Raw genomic sequence first — 19,744 nt, forward strand, 5'->3', positions numbered from 1 at the left:
GCGCGGGCGTCGCGTACGCTGCGAGGCAGATGTCCAACCGTGGGAGGGTACTGTCGGCATGCTGCTGGACACCTACGGCCGGGTCGCCACCGATCTGCGCGTGTCGCTCACCGACCGGTGCAATCTGAGGTGCACCTACTGCATGCCCGAGGAGGGCCTTCAGTGGCTCGCCAGGCCCGAGCTGCTCACGGACGACGAGATCGTCCGCCTGGTCCGCGTCGCGGTGACCCTGCTCGGAGTGGAGGAGGTGCGCTTCACCGGCGGCGAGCCGCTGCTTCGTCCCGGACTGGTGGGTATCGTCGAACGCTGCGCGGCCCTGGAGCCGCGCCCGAAGCTGTCGCTGACGACCAACGGCATCGGCCTGGAGCGCACCGCCGAGGCGCTGCGCGCGGCCGGACTGGACCGGGTCAACGTATCCCTGGACACCCTCGACCCCGAGGTCTTCCGGCGGATGACCCGCCGCAGGCGCCACGCCGACGTCCTCGCCGGCCTGGCGGCCGCCCGCGCGGCCGGGCTCTCCCCGGTCAAGGTCAACGCCGTACTGATGCCTGGCCTCAACGAGGAGGAGGCCCCCGACCTGCTCTCCTGGGCCGTCGAACGCTCCTACGAACTGCGTTTCATCGAGCAGATGCCGCTGGACGCCCAGCACGGCTGGCGCCGCGAGGGCATGATCACCGCGGGCGACATCCTCGCCTCCCTGCGCACCCGTTTCTCCCTCACCCCGGAGGGGGAGGACAGCCGGGGCTCGGCGCCCGCCGAGCGCTGGATCGTCGACGGCGGTCCGCACCGCGTCGGCGTGATCGCCTCTGTCACCAGGCCCTTCTGCCGTACCTGCGACCGCACCCGGCTGACGGCCGACGGACAGGTCCGCACCTGCCTTTTCGCCCGCGAGGAGTCGGACCTGCGCGGCGCGCTGCGCGCGGGCGCGGACGACGCCGGGATCGCCCGGCTGTGGAAGGCCGCGATGTTGGGCAAGAAGGCCGGCTCCGGCCTGGACGACCCGTCCTTCCTCCAGCCCGCCCGCCCGATGTCAGCGATCGGTGGCTGACCCCTGCGGCTCCTCCCCGCCCTCCCGGCCTCCTCCGCCCTCCCACTCGGCGAGGGTCACCACGTCCTTCAGGAAGCCCCGTGTCCCCAGGAACCGTGACAGGTGCTCGCGGTGCTCCTCGCACGCCAGCCAGGTCTTGCGGCGCTCCGGGGTGTGCAGCTTGGGATTGTTCCAGGCCAGCACCCACACGGCGGCCTCACGGCAGCCCTTGGCGGAGCAGACGGGAACGGCGGGGCCGGGCAGGGAGGCGGTCACGGGATCGGTCACGCCCCCATCCAAACACGACGACGCCGGGCAGCCACGGGGGGAGCCGCCCGGCGTCGGTCTGTCGCTCCGACGGGGGATGCGGAGCGTGTACGCAGTATGGCACGCGCACCCGTCACCAGGGCACCGGAACAGCATGATTGATCTGAGGTTTTCCTGAGCTTCCCGGCCGCGGCGGATCAGTCGCGCCGGCCGGGTCCCGAGTGGCTCGGTTCCTGCCCCGGTTCCGGACGCCGGTGCCCCTGACGGCCCGGGTCCTGCTCACGGCCCGGTTCCGCCTTGCGGTCCGGCCCCTGTGCGGCCTCCGGTTCGTCCTGATCCAGCGGATCCTGCCGTATCGTGCGCGTCCGCGGGCCGGTCTCGTGCTCCCCGGCGTCCGCCGGGTGATCGGCCGGTCCCAGCGCCTGGCGGGGCGGTGCGGAGACGAGGGAGCCGGGGAGCGCGGGCGCGTTCTCCCGCCCCGCGTTGGCGATCACCACCGCCACGTACGGCAGGGCCGCGCCGAGCACCAGGGCGGCCACGGCGAGCGGACGCTGCACGTCCCACAGCACCACGGCCAGCAGGACCGCCGCGGTGCGTACCAGCATCGAGACCACATAGCGCCGCTCCCGGCCCCGTACGTCCTCCGCCAGCCCCTGACGGGCTCCGGTGATCCGGAAGACCTCGGGACCGCGCTGCCTGCGCCTCACACTCACCACCTGCTCCTGCGGCCGGTATCCGGGAGCGTTCCCGCCTGGTTCCCGGCCTTTTCCACACTACGCCCCGGCTCCGCCGCATACGACGTCGGGCAGAGGGCACCCGATGCGCCGGGGACGGCTCCCACCCGGACGGCTCAGCGGCCGTGCGGGGGAGGCGCCCCACCGCACGGACCGAACGCGCCGCGCACGGAGCGCGCCGCACGAGGGAGGCGACATGAGCTGGTTGTGGGCGATCATCGTGGGTCTGGTCCTGGGTGTGCTGGCCCGCGCCATCCTTCCCGGCAGGCAGAACATCCCGCTGTGGCTGACCGCCATCTTCGGAATCATCGGCGGCGTCATCGGGAACGCCGTGGCCGGTGGGATCGGGGTGGGGGACACCGCGGGCATCGACTGGATCCGACTCCTGCTCCAGCTTGCCGGCGCCGTCCTGATCGTCGCGCTGGGCACGCCCCTGTACGCCAAGATCAGGGGCGGAGGCAGGCGGACGGCCTGACGGGCAGGACCTCCCGGCGGAAGGGGACGGTGCGGCAGGAGGCGCCGTCCCCTTCGTGCGGCCGGTCACGGCCTCGTCACACCCCCCGCACCTCGGCCACCTTGCGGCCCGCCTTGAGGTAGACGGCCCCCGAGGACTCCGGGAGCCCCGCCTGAGCCAGTTTCTCCGGGACGACCTCTGCCAGCGGGCGCAGCGCGTCGGCCTCCGACAGCACCACGGTCTGCCGCCCGGAGTCCGTCTCGACCACCAGCCGCAGCCCGTTCTGCTTGGCGACGCGCCGGGCGGCCGAGGCGCTCGGGGTGAACTCCAGCACGGTCGCCAGGATCGCGGCGACGCCCTTCCCCCCGTGCTCGGCGGCGTCCACCACCGGCAGGCTCTCCACGTCGGAGAAGGACTTCCTGGAGAACTGAGCGGTGAATCCGGCACGGGCCGCCATCGCCGCCTTCAGACCGTGGAGCGCGGCCACGACCTCGCCCGCCAGGACCTTCTTCAGGTCCATCGGATGCAGCGTGCCCTTCTCGACCCGGGCGGTGACCTGGTCGATCTCGGTGTCCGTCCACTCCGTCCAGGCCCGCAGGTACGGCACCATCAGCCGGTCCGGAATCGACATGATCCTGCCGAAGACGTCGTCGGCCGACGAGTTCAGCGCGATGTAGTTGCCCTTGGACTTCGACATCTTCGCGCCCGAGCCGTCCGTGCCCTCGATCAGCGGCATGGTGGCGATCATCTGCGGCTTCATGCCGTAGATCTCCATCACCTTCCGGCCCATCTGCATGTTCAGCAACTGGTCCACGCCGCCCAGCTCGATGTCGGCGTCGATCTCGGCGGAGTCGATGGCCATCGCCACCGGGTAGATCAGCTCCGACATCGTCAGCCCGTGCCCGGCCGCGAGCCGGTTGCGGAAGTCCTCGCGCTGCAGCAGGGACGAGGCCGGGATCTGGGCCAGGATGCCGATCAGCTTCGGCAGGGCGACGCCGGCCAGCCACTCGCTGTTGTGGCGGAAGCGCACCCGCTCGAAGTCGAAGAACGGCTTCACCTGGTCCCGGTAGCCGGCCAGGTTGCGGGCGATGTCCTCGTCCGTCAGCGGCGGCCGCTCCGAGGAGCGGCCCGAGGGGTCGCCGATCTTGGCGGTGATGTCGCCGATGATCAGTGTGACGTCGTGGCCCATCCGCTGGAAGCGGCCCAGGACGATCATCGGCACCGTGTGACCCAGGTGCACGTCCGCCGCCGTCGGGTCGATGCCCAGTTTGACGTTGAGCCCGTGCCCGGCCTGCCGCGCGGCCTCGATCCGCTCGGCCAGGCCCTCCACCGACGGCAGGACGTCCACCGCCCGGCCGGCGATCAGCTCCGCCTGCTCCCGGGCCGGCAGGTCCGTCAGGTCCAGATAGCGGCGGGCGCCCGTCTCCGCGAGCAGCCGCTCGACGGTCTCGTCGGAGGAGAGGTCCTGGGCCAGCAGTTCGCCGGCACGCTGCACGGAGTCGCCGAGGCGTGTCACGTTCGTTCCCGGTGATCGAATCGGATGGTTGGCTGATGCGGTCGCGGTGGTCGTCCTGGTCGGTTCCGGTAGGAGTCTATGCCGCTCACACACCCCGGCTGACGGAGCTCATGTTGAAGTCCGGCACACGCAGGGCGGGCATCGCCGCCCGCGTGAACCAGTCCGACCACTCGCGCGGCAGGGTGCGCTCGGTCCGCCCCGCCCCGGTGGCCCGGGACAGCAGGTCGACCGGCGACTCGTTGAAGCGGAAGTTGTTCACCGCACCCGTGACCTCGCCGTTCTCCACCAGATAGACGCCGTCGCGGGTCAGCCCCGTCAGCAGCAGCGTCGCCGGGTCCACCTCGCGGATGTACCACAGGCAGGTCAGCAGCAGGGCCGGGCCGTCGTGCCCTGAGCCGGCGACCATCTCCTCCAGCGACTCGGTACCGCCCGCGTCCAGGAGCAGGTTGTCGATCCCCGGCGCCACCGGCAGACCCGTCAGCTCCGCCGAGTGCCGGGTGGTCAGCAGGTGGCGCAGCTCGCCGTCGCGCATCCAGTCGGTGGCCCGCAGCGGAAGGCCGTTGTCGAAGACCGAGGCGTCGTCGCCGGAGGAGTGCGCGATCACGAACGGCGACGCCTCCAGACCGGGGGCGCCCGGATCGCTGTAGAGCCTCATGGGCAGCTCCGACAGCCGTTCGCCCACCCGGGTCCCGCCGCCGGGCCTGCTGAACACCGTGCGCCCCTCGGCGGCGTCGCGCCCCGCCGACGACCACATCTGGTAGATCAGCAGGTCCGCCACGGCGCTGGGCGGCAGCAGCGTCTCGTACCGCCCGGCCTCCAGCTCCACCTGCCGCCCGGCCCACTCCAGCCGCCGTGCCAGCTCCGAGTCCAGCGCCAGCGGGTCGACGTCGGCGAAGTCGCGGGTCGCCCGCCCCGCCCACGCCGACCGGGCGCGGTCGGGGGACTTGGCGTTGATCTCCAGGGTGCCGGTCGGCTGGTCGTGGCGCAGCCGCAGCCCGGTGGAGGTCCCCAGGTAGGTGGAGACCATCTGGTGGTGGGCGAAGCCGTACAGTTCCCGGCCCCCGGAGCGGGCCCGCGCGAAGGACTCGCCCAGCGCCGGGGCGAACGAGTCGAACACCGAGGAGGAGGTCTCGGCCGGGGCGCCGGTGAAGTCGGCGGAGGCGGGCACGCCCTCCACCAGCGGCCGGGCGTCCTCGGCCGGGCCCGCCGTACGCGCCGCCTCCTCCGCGGCCCGCACCAGCGGCTCGATGTCGTCGTCGGTGACGGCCGAGCGGGAGACCACTCCCGACGCCGTCCCCTCGGAGCCGTCTACGGTCGCCACGACGGTGAGGGTGCGGCCGCGGGTGACGCCGTTGGTGGTCAGCGTGTTGCCCGCCCACCGCAGGTTGGCGGTGGACTCCTCGTCGGCGAGGACCACGCAGCCGTCGGCCCGTGACAGCGCCAGGGCGCGCTCGACGACCTCGTGGGGGGCGGGGGGCTTCGTCATCGGCCGGCCTCCTGGGCGGTGTTGAGGATGTTGACGCCGCGGAAGAGCGCGGAGGGGCAGCCGTGCGAGACGGACGCGACCTGGCCCGGCTGGGCCTTGCCGCAGTTGAACGCGCCGCCGAGCACATACGTCCGCGGCCCGCCCACGGCCTCCATCGAGCCCCAGAAGTCGGTGGTGGTGGCCTGGTAGGCCACGTCGCGGAGCTGCCCGGCGAGCCGGCCGTTCTCGATCCGGAAGAAGCGCTGCCCGGTGAACTGGAAGTTGTAGCGCTGCATGTCGATCGACCACGAGCGGTCGCCGACCACGTAGATCCCCCGCTCCACCCGGGAGATCAGCTCCTCGGTGGACGGTCCGTCCGGATCGGGCCGGAGCGAGACGTTCGCCATGCGCTGCACGGGGACGCTTGAGGGGGAGTCGGCGTAGGCGCAGCCGTTGGAGCGGCCCAGCCCGGTCAGCTTCGCCATCCGCCGGTCGAGCTGGTAGCCCACCAGGACCCCGTCCCTGACCAGGTCCCAGGACTGCGCCTCGACGCCCTCGTCGTCGTAGCCGATGCTGGCCAGCCCGTGCTCGGCGGTGCGGTCGCCGGTGACGTTCATGACCGGCGAGCCGTACCGCAGGGTGCCGAGCCCGTCGGGTGTGGCGAAGGAGGTGCCCGCGTACGCCGCCTCGTAGCCCAGCGCCCGGTCCAGCTCGGTGGCGTGGCCGATCGACTCGTGGATCGTCAGCCACAGGTTGGAGGGGTCGACCACCAGATCGTAGGAGCCCGCCTCCACTCCGGGCGAGCGCATCTTCTCGGCCAGCAGCTCCGGGATGCGCGCCAGCTCCGCGTCCCAGTCCCAGCCGGTGCCGGTCATGTACTCCCAGCCCCGGCCGGCGGGCGGGGCCAGGGTCCGCATCGAGTCGAAGTCGCCGGAGTCGGTCACGGACACGGCCGTCAGTTCCGGGTGCAGGCGGACGCGCTGCTGGGTGGTGACGGTGCCGGCGGTGTCCGCGTAGAACTTGTTCTCCTGCACGGTCAGCAGCGAGGCGTCGGTGTGTGAGACGCCGTCCGCCCTCAGCAGGCGGTCGCTCCACCGGGCCAGCAGGGCGGTTTTCTCCGCGTCCGGCACGTCGAACGGGTTGACCTCGTAGGAGGAGACCCAGGTGCGCTCACCGTGCACCGGCTCGTCCGCCAGCTCCACCCGTCCGCCCATCGCCCACCGGTCCCCGGTGGAGGCGCTCCGCGTGGACGCGCCGTCGCCGGCGGCCTCGGCGACCCTCGCCGACAGCTTCGCCATCTCCACGGCCCGGCCCGCCACCTTCGCGGCGGCGTCCATCGTCAGATCCACCCCCGAGGCGAAACCCCACGCGCCGTCGTGCACCACACGCACCGCGTATCCGGCGTCGGTGACGTCCGACGACCCGGCCGGTCTCGCGTCGCGCAGCCGCCAGGAGGCACTGCGGTTCCGCTCGAAACGGAAGTCGGCGTGCTCGGCCCCCAGGGCCCGGGCCCGCGCGAGCGCCGCGTCGGCGAGCGCGCGCAGCGGCAGCGCCAGGAAGGACTCATCGATCTCGCGCACCACGGACGCTCCTCCTTGTCGATGCATGACCGCAGTGAACCATGCTCCACCGGCCGGCCGCGGCCGTTGGACGACGGCCGCGGCCCGGGCCCGGCATACCCTGGCCGGTGAAGGGGCGGGGGAGCGGAGAGGGAAGCACCGGGGAGGGGCGTGGGGGGAACGAGGACGAGAGCCGGCCGGGCTTCCCGTGGGTGTGGCTGTTGCCGCAGCTCGCCGTGCTGACGGGGCTGGCGGTCTGGGGCGCCGCGGTGTACCCCGGCCTGCCGGAGAGGGTGCCGCAGCACATCGGTCCCGGCGGGATCGACGGCTGGGCGGACAAGTCCGTCGGCGCGGTCTTCGTCCCCGTCCTCGTCCACGCCGGGACCGTCGCGGTGACGGCCGCCGTCTCGGCGGCGGCGCTGCGGATGCGTCCCGCGGACGAACTCGCCCCCGGCGAGCGGGCCTCCTCCCTGGTCAACCGCCCCGCCACCCGCGCCTCGGCGCTGCGGACGGCCAGGGCCACGCTCCAGCTCGGCTTCTGCATCGGCCTGTCGGTCGCCGTGACGTGTGCGGTGATGTGGCGCACCGAACCGGATCCGCGGGTGCCCGCCTGGCTGCTCGCCGCGGTGCTCGCCCCCGTGGCGCTCGGTCTGGTGCCGGTGCTCGCGGCGGCCGTCCGGGACCGCCGCGAGAGCCGGAAGTGATCCGGCCGCCGGTGTGTTCCCGCGGCGCGCCGGGGTACTCGCGGCCGAGTCGGCCCGCCGGCCGGCGGGCCGGAGCGTGAGAACCGCGGGAAGGAGTGTGCCGTGAGCGACTACTCAGGGCCCTACGACGGCAGGCAGCACGACCCGTCCGAGATGAGGACCGGTGCCGGCAAGGGAAGGAACGAGGGGGAGAGGGAGCGGCGCCCCGAGGGGGAGGAGCGGTCCGCGCGGACCGGACGCGAACGCCCCGGGGACGAGGGCGAGGGCGAGGAGGCCGGGAAGGGGGACCGGAGCCCGGGCGCCGGTCCCGCCGTCACCGGACCGCCGCCTGCCCCGGAGAGCTGATCCGGGACGGGCGGCCCCGCCCACCGGCCTTCCGCTCACCGGCTCCCCTGCCCCACCGGCCTTCCGCGCCGTCCGGCCCCCGGCGGGGTTCTGGAACCCCGAGGTGTCCGGGCCGCAGCCGAAGGGCCCGGGGACGCGCAGCGGCTCCCCGGGGGGCGGGGTCGGCCGCGAGTCGCAACCCCGCTCGGACGGGCCTCGGGCTGGACGGCGGCCTGCTCCTCCACGTCCAGCAGCGTGCGGCACGGCGACCGGAGGCGGGCGGTGCCGGAGGGAACGTCCGTGGCCGTCGGTCGTTCGAGCGTCACCGTCATGGGGCGCCTCCTCGCGCTCCTGCGTCATGTGCGACCCAGGGCAGCGGACCGGAACGCCGTGTGATCGTCTGATCGCCGTACAGTCGCCGCCGTACGGGCCCCGCGGCCGGGTTCACGCCCCGGCCCGGGGCGGCTTTCTGTAGGAATCCCACAGGAGCCCGGCAGAGCCCCTGTCGGGACCCGTTCCCCGGCGCGGGGGGCCGGACGATAGTTTCTTGCGGAGTACCTGCTCCCTACGGAAGAGGGTGTTCCCTTGAGTCGCTCGGTTCTCGTCACCGGAGGCAACCGCGGCATCGGCCTGGCCATCGCCCGGGCGTTCGCCGACGCGGGCGACAAGGTCGCCGTCACCTACCGGTCCGGTGAGCCGCCGGAGGGTTTCTGCGCCGTCAAGTGCGACATCAACGACGCCGAGCAGGTGGAGCAGGCCTACAAGGAGATCGAGGAGAGGCAGGGCCCGGTCGAGGTGCTGGTCGCCAACGCCGGTGTCACCCGGGACCAGTTGCTCCTGCGGATGTCCGAGGAGGACTTCACGTCCGTCCTGGAGACCAACCTCACCGGCACCTTCCGGGTCGTCAAGCGGGCCTGCCGGGGCATGCTCCGCGCCCGCAGGGGCCGCATCGTGCTGATCTCCTCCGTCGTCGGCCTGCTCGGCTCGGCGGGGCAGGCCAACTACGCCGCCTCCAAGGCCGGCCTGGTCGGCTTCGCCCGCTCGGTCGCCCGGGAGCTCGGCTCCCGCGACATCACCTGCAACGTGGTCGCGCCGGGTTTCGTGGACACCGACATGACGCGTGCGCTCACCGACGAGCAGCGTGCGAAGATCGTCGAACAGGTCCCGCTGGGCCGCTACGCCAGGCCCGAGGAGGTCGCCTCCTCGGTGCGCTTCCTGGCCTCGGAGGAGGCCGCGTACATCACCGGAGCCGTCATTCCCGTGGACGGCGGATTGGGCATGGGTCACTGAACGTCATGAGCGGACTTCTCGCCGGAAAGCGCATCCTCGTCACCGGGGTGCTCACCGACTCCTCGATCGCCTTCCACACCGCCCGGCTGGCGCAGGAGGAGGGCGCCGAGGTCGTCCTCACCGGTTTCGGCCGGCTGACGCTGGTGCAGCGCATCGCCAAGCGGCTTCCCAAGGAGGCCCCGGTGATCGAGCTGGACGTGCAGAACAGCGAGCACCTGGACACCCTGGCCGGCAAGGTCGCCGAGCACCTCGGCGAGGGCGTCGGGCTGGACGGCGTCGTGCACTCCATCGGCTTCGCGCCGCAGGACGCCCTGGGGGGCAACTTCCTCAACACCGGCTGGGAGTCGGTCGCCACGGCCGTCGAGGTCTCGGCGTACTCCCTGAAGTCACTGACCATGGCCCTGCTGCCGCTGCTCGACAAGCGCGGCGGCTCGGTCGTCGGCATGGACTTCGACGCGCAGGTGGCCTGGCCCAAGTACGACTGGATGGGCGTGGCCAAGGCCGCCCTGGAGTCCACCTCCCGCTACCTCGCCCGCGACCTGGGCCACAGGAACATCCGCTGCAACCTGGTCTCGGCCGGGCCCATCAAGTCCATGGCCGCCAAGTCCATCCCGGGCTTCGAGGAGCTGGCGGACGTGTGGAAGACCCGCGCCCCGATCGGCTGGGACCTCACCGACCCCGAGCCCGCCGCGCGCGGCGTGGTCGCCCTGCTCTCGGACTGGTTCCCGAAGACGACCGGTGAGATCGTGCACGTGGACGGCGGCGTCCACATGATGGGCGCGTAGCGCGCCCGCGATCGGAGGAGACCCGGGGCCGCCCCCGGTCCCGCGACGGGACCGGGGGCGGCCCCGGTGCGTGCCGGGGCGCGCACCGGGTGCCCGGGAGCGGGGGTCAGTCGCGGACGCCGGAGCCGCGGCAGGTCCGGGCGTACGAACCCGCCTCCCGCGCGGCCGTCTCCGCGTCGCGGTCGGCGATGGCGTCCACCAGCCGCCCGTGGTCCAGATACCCCTCCGAGCGCAACTCCTCGCCCACGTCGTTGCGCAGGAAGGCGCGCAGGACGGTGCCGAGGTCGGCGTAGAGCGCGGTGAGCACCTCGTTGTGGGATGCCCTGACGATCGCCAGGTGCAGCGTGACGTCGGCCTCCACGAAGCGTTCCACCTCGCCCGTCTCCCAGGCCGCCTCTCGCCGGCGGAGCAGTGTCCGCAACTGGCGCAGGTCCTGCTCGGTACGGCGGTGCGCGGCCAGCCGGGCGGCCTCGGCCTCCAGCGCCGAGCGCAGCTCGGCCACGTCGCGCGGGTCGGCGTCCGCGAAACGGCGGTGCATCACCCCGGCGAGTTCGCTGGTGGCCACCACGTAGGTGCCCGAGCCCTGCCGGATGTCCAGCAGCCCGTTGTGGGCGAGGGCCCGTACGGCCTCGCGCACGGTGTTGCGGGCCACACCGAGCTGCTCGACCAGCTCGGGCTCGGTCGGGATGCGGTGGCCCACCGGCCACTCGCCGGAGGTGATCTGGTCGCGCAGGGCGTCGATGACCTGGTCGGCCAGGGCGGAGCGGCGGGGTGAGGTCAGGGGCATGGCACTTCCCGGGTCGGCGGGTGCGGTGGTTACGGCGGGCGATCGGCGAGGCGCATCGAGTGGTCTCAATTCATCCGATGATTCTATGATGCATGTCATGGCTGACGATCCCGTGACCATCGACCGCCGGGCCGGAGGGGGGAGCCCGGACAGCGTAGGCACCCGCGCCGCCCCGGGGGCTTCCCCGGATGCCGCCGCGAGCGCCTCCCCGTGGGCGCGGCGGCTGCTGGTCGCGGGCGTCGTCCTCGCCGCCTTCAATCTGCGCCCCGCCATCACCGCGCTCGGTCCGCTCCTGGAGGAGGTCCGCGGAGCGCTGGCGATGAACGGAACCGTCGCCGGGCTGCTGACCTCCGCGCCCGCCCTCTGCTTCGCCGTCTTCGGCGGCGCCGCACCCCGGCTGGCCCGCCGCTGGGGCCCGGCCGCCGTGGTGCTCGCCGGGATGGCCGCCGTCACCGCCGGGCTGGCGCTGCGCCCCCTCGCCGGCGGAACGGCCTGGTTCCTGGCCTCCAGCGCACTGGCGCTGGCGGGCATCGCGGCCGGCAACGTCCTGATGCCCGTGGTCGTCAAGCGCTGGTTCCCCGACCGGATCGGCCCGATGACCGGCCTGTACTCCATGGCGCTCTCCGTGGGCACCGCCGCGGCCGCCGCCCTCACCGTCCCGGCGGTCCGGACGCTGGAGGGCGACTGGCGCCTCGGGCTCGGGATGTGGGCGCTGCCCGGTGCCCTCGCCCTGCTGGTGTGGGTGCCGGTCGTACGCGGCGCCCGCACCCGTACCGCCGCACCCGCCGGCACCGGGGCCGGCGGGTGCGGTGCCGATGCCGGGATCCGCATCACCCGCTCCGTCGCCGCCTGGTCGCTCGGTGTCTTCTTCGGCTTCCAGGCCACCGCCGCCTACGTCGTCATGGGATGGCTGCCGCAGATCTTCCGCGACGCCGGGCTCCCCGCCTCCACCGCCGGCCTGCTGCTGGCGGTCACCATGGGGATGAGCATCCCCCTGTCCTACGTGCTGCCGCGGGTCGCCGCCCGGCTCGGCCACCAAGGTCCCCTCGTCGCCGTCCTGGCCTGCTGCGGACTGGGCGGATACGCCGGGCTGTGGCTCGCTCCCGCGCAGGGGGCCTGGGCCTGGGCGCTGCTGCTGGGCGTCTCCAACTGCGCCTTCCCCCTCGTCCTCACCATGATCGGGATGCGGGCGCGGACCGGCGCCGGGGTCGCCAGGCTCTCCGCCTTCGCCCAGGGCACCGGCTACCTGATCGCCGTTCCCGGGCCGCTGCTGGTCGGAGCCCTCCACCAGCACACCGGAGGCTGGCACGCACCCCTGGCGCTGATGGCCGCCCTGATGGCCGCCCAGCTCGCGGTGGGCCTGGTGGCGGGCCGGGACCGATGCGTGGAGGACGGCGGCTGAGTGCGACACTGGGCGCATGCCAGTGCTCGAACCCGATCCGCCCAACGGCCAGAAGAAGCTGCTCCTCGTCCTCGGCGCGATGCTCGGCGTCACGGTGGTGATCGGCGTCCTCGCCTCCGTCATCGCCCCGTAAGCCCCCGGCGCCGCCGCGGCCCTCCAGGTCTCCCGCCGCCGCGCCGGCCGGCCCGTCCGTACGCCCCTCCACCGCCCCGGTGGAGGGGCGTACGTGCTTTCCGGGGCGTCGGGCGGTCCGCGGATCACGGCGGCCGACGGGCCGGCCCCGCCGTACGCGGCGGCGGGCCCGTATACGGACCTCCGGAAAAAGTGATGAGCGATATGTCATTTATCTGAATATCCATCCCGCCTTACCCGGGTGTCCGGTCCCGCGGTCCCCTCCCCGTCCGGAGGTCCGGGGGGATTGACAGGCCCGGAACCGGTCAGTACGTTTCCGCGAAACCAATCGATCGATCGATCGGTTCCGGCTCGCGGAACGTGGAGGCTCGGCCATGCGGACGTCATCTGCAAGACGTGTGACCAGGAGAACGGCGGCGGCACTGGCCGGCTGCCTGATAGCGGCCGCCCTGGCCACCGGGTGCGGCGGTTCCTCCGCGGAGACGGAGGAACGCGGGTACCGGCTCGTCGAGGACGGAAAGCTGACGTTCGCCATGAGCGGGCAGTACCGGCCGTTCAACTACTTCGAGGACGACGGCGAGCTCGCCGGCTTCGACGTGGAACTCGGCAACGAGATCGCCGAGCGGCTCGACCTGAAGCCGAACCCGGTCACCGGCCCGTTCAACTCGCTGGTCGCCGGGCTGAAGGCCAAGCGGTACGACCTCATCGTCGGCTCGATGTCACCGACCGGTGAACGCAGGAAGCAGGTCGACTTCACCGACGAGTACTACGTCTCCGGCGCCCAGCTCTTCGTCGGGAACGACTCCGCGGTCGCCTCGGTCGACGACCTGAAGGACGCCAGGGTCGGTGTGGTGCTCGGCACGACGTTCGAGGAGTACGCCCAGAAGCAGCCCGGGGTCGCGGAGGTGAAGACCTACAACAGCGACAACGAGATGCTGACCGAGCTGTCCAACGGCCGGCTCGACGCGGCGATCACCACCAAACTGCTGGGGCTGTACCAGATCAAGCAGACCGGTATCGGCGTCAAGCCGGCCGGCGAGATCCTCTTCCCGGACCCGGCGGCGATCGCGAGCCAGAAGGGCAACCCCGAACTCACCGCCGAGGTGGGCGAGGCCCTGGACGAGATCAGGGACGACGGCACCTACGCACGGCTCAGCGAGAAGTGGTTCGGGACCGACATCGGCCAGGACACCCGCTCCTGACCGGTCCCGCAGACGTCCGACCCGGCTGCCGAGGAGAACTCCGCCATGTCTGTCCTGGACGGCATCAGCCGTTCCCTTCCGCTCATGCTCGAAGGGCTGAAGATCACCCTGTCGCTGGCCGCCCTGGCGGTGGTGTTCGCCCTGGCGGTCGGGCTGGTCGTCGCCTGGATGAGGATGAGCCGCTTCGTCGCCCTGCGCTGGCTGGCGCAGGGCTACCTAGCCCTGATCAGGGGGACCCCCCTGGTGGCACAGCTGTTCGTCATCTACTACGGCCTGGTCACCGTCGTCGACATCTCCTCGTTCTGGTCGGCGGTGATCGGACTCACGGTGCACACCGGGGCCTACATGGCGGAGATCTTCCGCTCCGGTGTGCAGTCGGTGCCCAAGGGACAGACCGAGTCGGCGCGCTCCGTGGGCATGAGCCGGACGCAGGCGCTGCGGATCGTGGTGGCACCCCAGGCGTTCCGTTCGATCCTGCCGTCGCTGGGCAACCAGTTCATCATCGCGGTCAAGGACACCGCCGTGGCCTCGTTCATCACGGTCCCCGACCTGTTCATGCAGGCGCAGAAGCTGGCGGCCGCGACCTACGAGCCGCTGACGTACTACCTGATCTCGGCCGCCTACTACCTGGCCGTCGTGATGCTCCTGACGGCACTGCTGCGCCGCCTGGAGCGCCGGCACACCCGCTACGCGATCTGAGAGGCGGCATCCCATGCCACATCCCGACACCGCCCCGCTGGTGCGCATGCGAGGCATCCGCAAGTCCTTCGGCGCGCACACCGTGCTGGACGGGGTGGACCTGGACATCGGCGCCGGCGAGGTCGTCGTGCTGATCGGGGCCTCCGGGGCCGGCAAGAGCACACTGCTGCGCTGCGTCAACGGACTGGAGCGGATCGACTCCGGCGAGATCGTCATCGACGGCCGGGAGCTGCGGTACGACGAGAAGGCACTCAACCTGATGCGCCGCCAGGTGGGGATGGTCTTCCAGCACTTCAACCTCTGGCCGCACAAGTCGGTTCTGGACAACGTCACGACCGCCCCGGTCAAGGTGGCCGGCCGGGACCCGCGTCAGGTCCGGGACATCGCGCTGGAACTGCTGGACCAGGTGGGACTGGGACAGTTCGCCGACCGCTACCCGATGAGCCTGTCCGGCGGGCAGCAGCAGCGGGTGGCCATCGCACGGGCGCTGGCCATGCGCCCGAAGGTGATGCTCTTCGACGAGCCGACCAGCGCGCTCGACCCCGAACTGGTCGGCGAGGTGCTCGCGGTGATGCGGGACCTGGCCGGCTCCGGGATGACCATGGTGGCGGTGACCCACGAGATGCGCTTCGCCCGGAGCGTCGCCGACCGGGTGGTCCTCATGGCCGACGGCGGGATCGCCGAACAGGGGCCGCCGACCGCGGTGCTGGACGACCCGCGCAGCGAGCGGGGCCGGGCCTTCCTCCGACAGGTGGAGTCGGTCTGACCGGGCGCGGCGGCGCCGGCGGACCCCGGCGGAGGACGCGACCGGACCATGCGGCACGACAGGGCAGAAAGCAGAAGAAGGACAGGATGTCGACACTGACGGAGACGGGCCACCAGGAACGGCGGCCGGTGCGGTACGACAGGACCGGGCCGGTGGCCGTGGTCGAACTACACCGTCCGCACCGTCTCAACGCGGTCACCGACGAGGTCAGCCGCGAACTGGCCGCCGCCGTACGGCGAGCCGTCGCCGAGGGCGCGCGGGCCGTGGTGCTCACCGGGGCCGGCCGGGCCTTCTGCAGCGGCCACGACCTCAAGGAACCCGCCCCGGCGGAGGATCCGCTGGAGGCCAGGGAACGGCTGGAACGCCTGCAGGACGTCACCCGGACCATCAAGCGCAGCCCGGTGCCGGTGATCGCGGCGGTGCACGGCTGGGCCGTGGGAGCCGGATGCGAATGGGCCCTGGCCTGCGACCTGGTGGTGGCGGCCGAGTCCACCCGCTTCACATTCCCGGAGGTCGGGGTGGGGCTCACCGTGACCAACGGCGTCTCCCAGCTGCTGGCCGCGGTCCTCGGCCCGCAGCGCGCGAAGTACCTGCTGATGACAGGCACGGGGTTCGGAGCCGAGGAGGCCCGCGACTGGGGCCTGGTGAACGAGGTGGTCCCGGCCGGCGAACACCTCCGGTGCGCGCTGGAGCTGGCCGGGAGACTGGCCGGCCAGCCTCCGCTGGCGCTCGCCCTCGCCAAGGAGTCCCTCGACCGGGGGCTGGGCGCCGCGCTGGAGGAGGCACTCGCCACGGAGGTGGACCTGTCCATGCGCGTCGTCGCCACCGGCACCCCGGACCGCTCCGGCGCGGTCCCGCGGCACGGACGGAGGACTCCGTGACGGCCCCCACCCCGGCGGACACCGGCCCCGCGGCCGTGTCCGGGCCGCAGACCCTGGGCGCCCTCCTGGACCGGGCGGCCCGCGACCACGGCGACCGGGTGGCCTGGGTCTTCCCGCACGCCGACCGGCCCGCCTGGACGTTCGCGCGGATCGACGCGGTGGTGCACCGGATCGCCGCGTTCCTGCGCCGGAGGACCGAACCGGGCGACCGGGTGGCGGTGATGCTGCCCAACGTCCCGGAGTTCCCACTGGTGTGGCTGGCGGCGGCCCGGTCGGGCCGGATCGCCGTCCCCGTCAACACCCAGGTGCGCAGCACCGACGCGGCCCACCTGCTGCGCGACTCCGGACCGCGGCTGGCGGTCACCGTGCCCCGGTACGCGGACACCCTCGCACAGGCCGCTGCCGAGGCGGGCGTGCCCCTCACGATCGTGCCGGCGGACGAACTGCCGACCGGCCTTGACGGCCCCGGCGGCCCCGGCGGCGGCCCCGGGACCGGCCCGTCCCGGCCGCCCGAGGACACCGCCGCACCGGGCGACCCGGTCAACATCCAGTACACCTCGGGGACGACGGGCCTGCCCAAGGGATGTGTGCTCAGCCACCGCTACTGGCTCACCATCGCGCACGCGCTGCGGACCAACTTCCCCCGGCTCGCCGAGACCGACGTCCTGTACACCGCCCAGCCGTTCAGCTACATGGACCCGCAGTGGAACGTCGTGGCCGCGCTGCGCTCCGGCGCCCGGCTGGTCGTGGCCGACAGGTTCAGCGCGAGCCGGATGTGGGCCGACGTACGCGAGCACCGGGTGACGGTGTTCTACTGCCTGGGCATGATGCCGGCCGCTCTGCTGGCGCAGCCGCCCCGCCCCGGCGACCGACGGCACCGGGTACGGGCGGTGCTGGCCTCCGGTATCCCGGCCGAACTGCACCGGGACCTGGAGGAGCGCTGGGGGGTGCCCTGGTACGAGGCGTTCGGCATGACCGAGTCCGGTGCCGACCTCATCGTCACCCCGCGGGACCACGACGAGACGGTCGGTACCGGATGCATCGGCCGGCCGCAGCCCGGCAAGCGGGCCGCCGTCGTCGACTCCGGCGGCCGACCGGTGCCGCCCGGGGAGGAGGGCGAGCTGGTGATCTCCGGAACCGGCCTGATGGACGGCTACTGGCGGCAGCCCGAGGCCACCGCCCGCGTCCTGCGCGACGGGTGGCTGCACACCGGGGACCGGGTGCGGGAGGACGCCGCCGGCCGGATCCACTACCTCGGCCGGGCGAAGGACATGGTGCGCCGGTCCGGGGAGAACGTCTCGGCGCGGGAGGTGGAGGCGGTCGTCGAGTCCCATCCGGCGGTGCGGACGGCCGCGGTGGTGCCCGAGCCGGACCCCGTGCGCGGCGAGGAGGTGAAGGTGTTCGTCGTGCCGGCCGACCAGGACGCTCCCGACGTGCGGGAGCTGCTGGAGTTCTGCCGCCTGCGGCTGGCGCCGTTCAAGGTCCCCCGCTACTGGTGCGTGCGGCCCGCCCTGCCCCTCACCCCGTCCGAGCGGGTGGCCAAGGGCGAACTGCGTGCCGACCGCGGCCCCTGCTGGGACGCGGCCGGCGCGGACCCGCACGGTGGGGGAGGACGGCCGTGACACCCGCCGGACCCCGTACCGGGAAGGTCGCCGAGGCGCTTCCCGGCCGCTTCCGGACCACCACCGAGGTCGCCTGGGACGAACTCGACGCACTCGGTGTGCTCCACCACACGCGGTTCGCGGTGCACGCCGAACGGGCCTTCAGCCGCCTGCTGGACGCCCTGGGCTACCCCTACGACCCCGACCCCGCGGTAAGGCCCGAGCGCCACCACGTGGTGGCCGGACTGAGCCTGTCCTTCGCCCGTCCCGTCGACCGGCCCGGTCCGCTCCTCGTCGAGCAGCGGGTGGCCGCACTGGGACGCACCAGCCTGACGGTGGACTTCACCGTCACCGTCCCCGGCACCCGCGGGGCCGTCGCCGCCGAGGGCGCCCGCACCGCCGTCCACATCGACCGGGCGACGCGCCGCCCGCTGGCCTGGGGCGAGGAGTTCCGGCAGCGGCTGCGCGCCCTGTTCGCCGCAGCACACACGGAGGCCGCACCATGGACGCAGACGTCGTCTACCGAAACGCGCGGATCCTGACCATGGACCCCGCGCGGCCCCGCGCCGAGGCGTTCGCGACGCTGGGGGACCGGGTGGTGGCGGTGGGCGGGGACGAGGTCGCCGGCCTGTCCGCGCGCCGCACCGTCGACCTGGCGGGGCGGTGCGTGCTGCCCGGCTTCCACGATGCCCACAACCACATGGCCTGGTACGGACTCGCCCTCGGCGAACTCGACCTGTCCCCGGGCCGGGTGGCCACCGTGGAGGACGTCTACGAGCGGGTGGCCCGGGAGGCGGCACGGCGCCCGGCCGGCGAATGGATCATCGGGGCCGGCTACGACCAGAACCGGATGGCCGGCGGGCACCCCACGGCGGCCGGCCTGGACCGGGCCGCGCCGCACCACCCTGTGTGGCTCAAACACACCAGCGGACACATGTGCGTGGTCAACTCCCCGGTCCTCGCCCGGTGCGGAGCCGGCACCGCACCCGATCCGGACGGCGGGCGCATCGTGCGCGACGCCGCCGGCGCCCCCACCGGGCTGCTCCAGGAACGTGCCCAGGAACTGGTACGCGGCCTCCTCTTCCCGTTCCCCGCCGACATGCTGGCGCGCGCCGTCGCCACCGCCGGACGCCGCTATGCCGCCGAGGGGATCACCTCCGTGCAGGAGGCGGGCGTCGGAGGCGGCTGGATCGGACACAGCGGCGTGGAGGTCGCGGCCTACCAGCAGGCCCGGGACGAGGACTCGCTGCCGCAGCGCGTGACGCTCATGGTGGCCTCCGACGTGCTGCACCCGCTGGAGGCGCACGAGTGCGACCCGTACCGCCTGGGCATCGACCTGGGCATCCGCACCGGCTTCGGCGACGACCGGCTGCGCATCGGCGCGGTCAAGGTGTTCTCCGACGGCTCGCTCATCGGCCGCACCTCGGCGATGTGCTGCGACTTCGCCGACGATCCCGGCAACCGCGGATACCTCCAGGCCGGCGAGGAGGAGCTGACCGCCACGATCGTCGCGGCGCACCGGGCCGGCTGGCAGGTGGCCACGCACGCGATCGGCGACCGCGCCGTGGACGTGGTGCTGTCGGCGTACGAGCGGGCGCAGCGGCGGTACCCGCGGCCCGATCCGCGGCACCGGATCGAGCACTGCGCGGTCACCTCGCCGCGGCAGGTGGAGCGCATCGTCCGGCTCGGGGTGATCCCGGTGCCCCAGGGGTCCCTGGTGCGGGAGGCGGGGGACGGCATGGCCGAGGCCCTCGGGACCGAGCGCGCCCGCTGGTGCTACCGGGTCCGCAGCTTCACCGACCGCGGTGTGCCGGTGCCCGGGAGCTCCGACCGCCCGGTGGTGGGCGGCCTCCCCCTGGCGGGTGTCCACGCCCTGGTGACCCGGCGCACGCTCGGCGGCCGGACGCTCGCAGCCGGCGAACGGGTCGACGTGGCGACCGCCCTGCGCTGCTACACGGTCGGTTCGGCCCACGCGGCGCACGCCGAACGGTCCCGCGGGCTGATCGCCCCCGGGTACCTGGCCGACTTCACCGTGCTCGACCGGGACCCCACCCGGGTGCCCGCCGACGAGCTGCCGGGAATCGGCGTGCTGGCGACGGCCGTTGGCGGGCGGGCCGTTCACGACCTCGGCGTCCTGGCTTAGGGTTGG

At 73.2% G+C, this 19,744-nt stretch carries 21 protein-coding genes; 15 read left to right on the forward strand and 6 right to left on the reverse strand.

What is annotated here, in order from left to right; genetic code table 11:
- Nucleotides 1-58 precede the first annotated feature (58 nt).
- Complete coding sequence (moaA, locus tag ACGRHY_RS21610) at nucleotides 59-1,048, forward strand: GTP 3',8-cyclase MoaA (protein WP_394636972.1); 990 nt, start codon at nucleotides 59-61, stop codon at nucleotides 1,046-1,048.
- Here the strand turns inward: moaA and ACGRHY_RS21615 are convergent.
- Complete coding sequence (locus tag ACGRHY_RS21615) at nucleotides 1,031-1,315, reverse strand: hypothetical protein (protein ID WP_394636973.1); 285 nt, start codon at nucleotides 1,313-1,315, stop codon at nucleotides 1,031-1,033. The two genes, moaA and ACGRHY_RS21615, sit on opposite strands and share 18 nt — an antisense overlap.
- Before the next feature lie 176 nt (nucleotides 1,316-1,491).
- Nucleotides 1,492-2,007 (reverse strand): DUF3099 domain-containing protein, encoded by a 516-nt coding sequence (locus ACGRHY_RS21620; protein WP_394636974.1) that lies wholly within the window; start codon nucleotides 2,005-2,007, stop codon nucleotides 1,492-1,494.
- Nucleotides 2,008-2,224: 217 nt separating this feature from the next.
- Between ACGRHY_RS21620 and ACGRHY_RS21625 the strand changes: the two genes are divergently transcribed.
- Entirely contained in the window at nucleotides 2,225-2,503 is a 279-nt protein-coding gene (locus tag ACGRHY_RS21625) for a GlsB/YeaQ/YmgE family stress response membrane protein (RefSeq protein ID WP_394636975.1), read from the forward strand.
- Between the two features lie 76 nt (nucleotides 2,504-2,579).
- Here the strand turns inward: ACGRHY_RS21625 and tyrS are convergent, their stop codons facing one another.
- The 3 genes from tyrS to ACGRHY_RS21640 form a co-directional block, all read right to left on the reverse strand.
- Nucleotides 2,580-3,998, reverse strand: a complete 1,419-nt coding sequence (gene tyrS / locus ACGRHY_RS21630) for a tyrosine--tRNA ligase (protein ID WP_394636976.1) — start codon at nucleotides 3,996-3,998, stop codon at nucleotides 2,580-2,582.
- Between the two features lie 85 nt (nucleotides 3,999-4,083).
- On the reverse strand, nucleotides 4,084-5,484 hold the full coding sequence (locus ACGRHY_RS21635) for a metallopeptidase TldD-related protein (protein ID WP_394636977.1): 1,401 nt from the start codon (nucleotides 5,482-5,484) through the stop codon (nucleotides 4,084-4,086).
- Entirely contained in the window at nucleotides 5,481-7,070 is a 1,590-nt protein-coding gene (locus ACGRHY_RS21640) for a TldD/PmbA family protein (protein ID WP_394636978.1), read from the reverse strand. The genes ACGRHY_RS21635 and ACGRHY_RS21640 overlap by 4 nt, the downstream gene beginning before the upstream one ends.
- 164 nt (nucleotides 7,071-7,234) lie before the next feature.
- On the opposite strand from ACGRHY_RS21640, the gene ACGRHY_RS21645 reads away from it, so the two are divergent.
- From ACGRHY_RS21645 to fabI, 4 genes are all read left to right on the forward strand, one after another.
- Nucleotides 7,235-7,726 carry a DUF1648 domain-containing protein gene (locus ACGRHY_RS21645; RefSeq protein WP_394636979.1) on the forward strand — a complete coding sequence of 164 codons (492 nt, stop codon included), beginning with the start codon at nucleotides 7,235-7,237 and terminating at the stop codon, nucleotides 7,724-7,726.
- A gap of 102 nt (nucleotides 7,727-7,828) precedes the next feature.
- Nucleotides 7,829-8,071 carry a hypothetical protein gene (locus ACGRHY_RS21650; RefSeq protein WP_394636980.1) on the forward strand — a complete coding sequence of 81 codons (243 nt, stop codon included), beginning with the start codon at nucleotides 7,829-7,831 and terminating at the stop codon, nucleotides 8,069-8,071.
- Nucleotides 8,072-8,635: 564 nt separating this feature from the next.
- Nucleotides 8,636-9,340 carry a 3-oxoacyl-[acyl-carrier-protein] reductase gene (gene fabG / locus ACGRHY_RS21655; protein WP_394636981.1) on the forward strand — a complete coding sequence of 235 codons (705 nt, stop codon included), beginning with the start codon at nucleotides 8,636-8,638 and terminating at the stop codon, nucleotides 9,338-9,340.
- 5 nt (nucleotides 9,341-9,345) lie between these two features.
- Nucleotides 9,346-10,125: an enoyl-ACP reductase FabI gene (gene fabI, locus ACGRHY_RS21660; protein WP_394636982.1), complete on the forward strand. Its 780-nt coding sequence runs from the start codon at nucleotides 9,346-9,348 to the stop codon at nucleotides 10,123-10,125.
- Nucleotides 10,126-10,231: 106 nt separating this feature from the next.
- On the opposite strand, the gene ACGRHY_RS21665 is transcribed toward fabI, so the two are convergent.
- Complete coding sequence (locus tag ACGRHY_RS21665) at nucleotides 10,232-10,912, reverse strand: FadR/GntR family transcriptional regulator (RefSeq protein ID WP_394636983.1); 681 nt, start codon at nucleotides 10,910-10,912, stop codon at nucleotides 10,232-10,234.
- 97 nt (nucleotides 10,913-11,009) lie between these two features.
- Here ACGRHY_RS21665 and ACGRHY_RS21670 point away from each other — a divergent pair, with 97 nt between their 5' ends.
- From ACGRHY_RS21670 to ACGRHY_RS21710, 9 genes are all read left to right on the forward strand, one after another.
- The gene (locus ACGRHY_RS21670) at nucleotides 11,010-12,314 is read left to right on the forward strand and encodes a CynX/NimT family MFS transporter (RefSeq protein ID WP_394636984.1); all 1,305 of its coding nucleotides are present in this window, start codon (nucleotides 11,010-11,012) and stop codon (nucleotides 12,312-12,314) included.
- A 16-nt stretch (nucleotides 12,315-12,330) separates the two neighbouring features.
- Nucleotides 12,331-12,447, forward strand: a complete 117-nt coding sequence (locus ACGRHY_RS21675; RefSeq protein WP_394636985.1) for an SGM_5486 family transporter-associated protein — start codon at nucleotides 12,331-12,333, stop codon at nucleotides 12,445-12,447.
- Between the two features lie 397 nt (nucleotides 12,448-12,844).
- Complete coding sequence (locus ACGRHY_RS21680) at nucleotides 12,845-13,648, forward strand: ABC transporter substrate-binding protein (RefSeq protein ID WP_394636986.1); 804 nt, start codon at nucleotides 12,845-12,847, stop codon at nucleotides 13,646-13,648.
- 45 nt (nucleotides 13,649-13,693) lie between these two features.
- Complete coding sequence (locus tag ACGRHY_RS21685; RefSeq protein ID WP_394636987.1) at nucleotides 13,694-14,347, forward strand: amino acid ABC transporter permease; 654 nt, start codon at nucleotides 13,694-13,696, stop codon at nucleotides 14,345-14,347.
- A gap of 13 nt (nucleotides 14,348-14,360) precedes the next feature.
- Nucleotides 14,361-15,113, forward strand: a complete 753-nt coding sequence (locus ACGRHY_RS21690; protein ID WP_394636988.1) for an amino acid ABC transporter ATP-binding protein — start codon at nucleotides 14,361-14,363, stop codon at nucleotides 15,111-15,113.
- An 86-nt stretch (nucleotides 15,114-15,199) separates the two neighbouring features.
- A complete protein-coding gene (locus ACGRHY_RS21695) occupies nucleotides 15,200-15,994 on the forward strand; it encodes an enoyl-CoA hydratase/isomerase family protein (protein ID WP_394636989.1) in 795 nt (264 codons plus the stop codon).
- The gene (locus ACGRHY_RS21700; protein WP_394636990.1) at nucleotides 15,991-17,616 is read left to right on the forward strand and encodes an AMP-binding protein; all 1,626 of its coding nucleotides are present in this window, start codon (nucleotides 15,991-15,993) and stop codon (nucleotides 17,614-17,616) included. The genes ACGRHY_RS21695 and ACGRHY_RS21700 overlap by 4 nt, the downstream gene beginning before the upstream one ends.
- The gene (locus ACGRHY_RS21705) at nucleotides 17,613-18,137 is read left to right on the forward strand and encodes an acyl-CoA thioesterase (RefSeq protein WP_394636991.1); all 525 of its coding nucleotides are present in this window, start codon (nucleotides 17,613-17,615) and stop codon (nucleotides 18,135-18,137) included. Before ACGRHY_RS21700 ends, ACGRHY_RS21705 begins: the two co-directional genes overlap by 4 nt.
- Nucleotides 18,098-19,738, forward strand: coding sequence for an amidohydrolase (locus tag ACGRHY_RS21710; protein ID WP_394636992.1), 1,641 nt, complete (start codon nucleotides 18,098-18,100; stop codon nucleotides 19,736-19,738). Before ACGRHY_RS21705 ends, ACGRHY_RS21710 begins: the two co-directional genes overlap by 40 nt.
- Nucleotides 19,739-19,744 lie beyond the last annotated feature (6 nt).

It is taken from the genome of Streptomyces shinuiensis (assembly GCF_043660855.1).
GTDB lineage: Bacteria > Actinomycetota > Actinomycetes > Streptomycetales > Streptomycetaceae > Streptomyces.

What these genes read in the sequence shown, in the direction of transcription:
- moaA (WP_394636972.1), top strand. Translation starts at nt 59, where the DNA reads ATGCTGCTGGACACCTACGGCCGGGTCGCCACCGATCTGCGCGTGTCG.
- ACGRHY_RS21625 (WP_394636975.1), top strand. Translation starts at nt 2,225, where the DNA reads ATGAGCTGGTTGTGGGCGATCATCGTGGGTCTGGTCCTGGGTGTGCTG.
- ACGRHY_RS21635 (WP_394636977.1), bottom strand. Translation starts at nt 5,484, where the DNA reads ATGACGAAGCCCCCCGCCCCCCACGAGGTCGTCGAGCGCGCCCTGGCG.
- ACGRHY_RS21640 (WP_394636978.1), bottom strand. Translation starts at nt 7,070, where the DNA reads ATGCATCGACAAGGAGGAGCGTCCGTGGTGCGCGAGATCGATGAGTCC.
- fabI (WP_394636982.1), top strand. Translation starts at nt 9,346, where the DNA reads ATGAGCGGACTTCTCGCCGGAAAGCGCATCCTCGTCACCGGGGTGCTC.
- ACGRHY_RS21665 (WP_394636983.1), bottom strand. Translation starts at nt 10,912, where the DNA reads ATGCCCCTGACCTCACCCCGCCGCTCCGCCCTGGCCGACCAGGTCATC.
- ACGRHY_RS21670 (WP_394636984.1), top strand. Translation starts at nt 11,010, where the DNA reads ATGGCTGACGATCCCGTGACCATCGACCGCCGGGCCGGAGGGGGGAGC.
- ACGRHY_RS21675 (WP_394636985.1), top strand. Translation starts at nt 12,331, where the DNA reads ATGCCAGTGCTCGAACCCGATCCGCCCAACGGCCAGAAGAAGCTGCTC.
- ACGRHY_RS21685 (WP_394636987.1), top strand. Translation starts at nt 13,694, where the DNA reads ATGTCTGTCCTGGACGGCATCAGCCGTTCCCTTCCGCTCATGCTCGAA.
- ACGRHY_RS21690 (WP_394636988.1), top strand. Translation starts at nt 14,361, where the DNA reads ATGCCACATCCCGACACCGCCCCGCTGGTGCGCATGCGAGGCATCCGC.
- ACGRHY_RS21695 (WP_394636989.1), top strand. Translation starts at nt 15,200, where the DNA reads ATGTCGACACTGACGGAGACGGGCCACCAGGAACGGCGGCCGGTGCGG.
- ACGRHY_RS21710 (WP_394636992.1), top strand. Translation starts at nt 18,098, where the DNA reads ATGGACGCAGACGTCGTCTACCGAAACGCGCGGATCCTGACCATGGAC.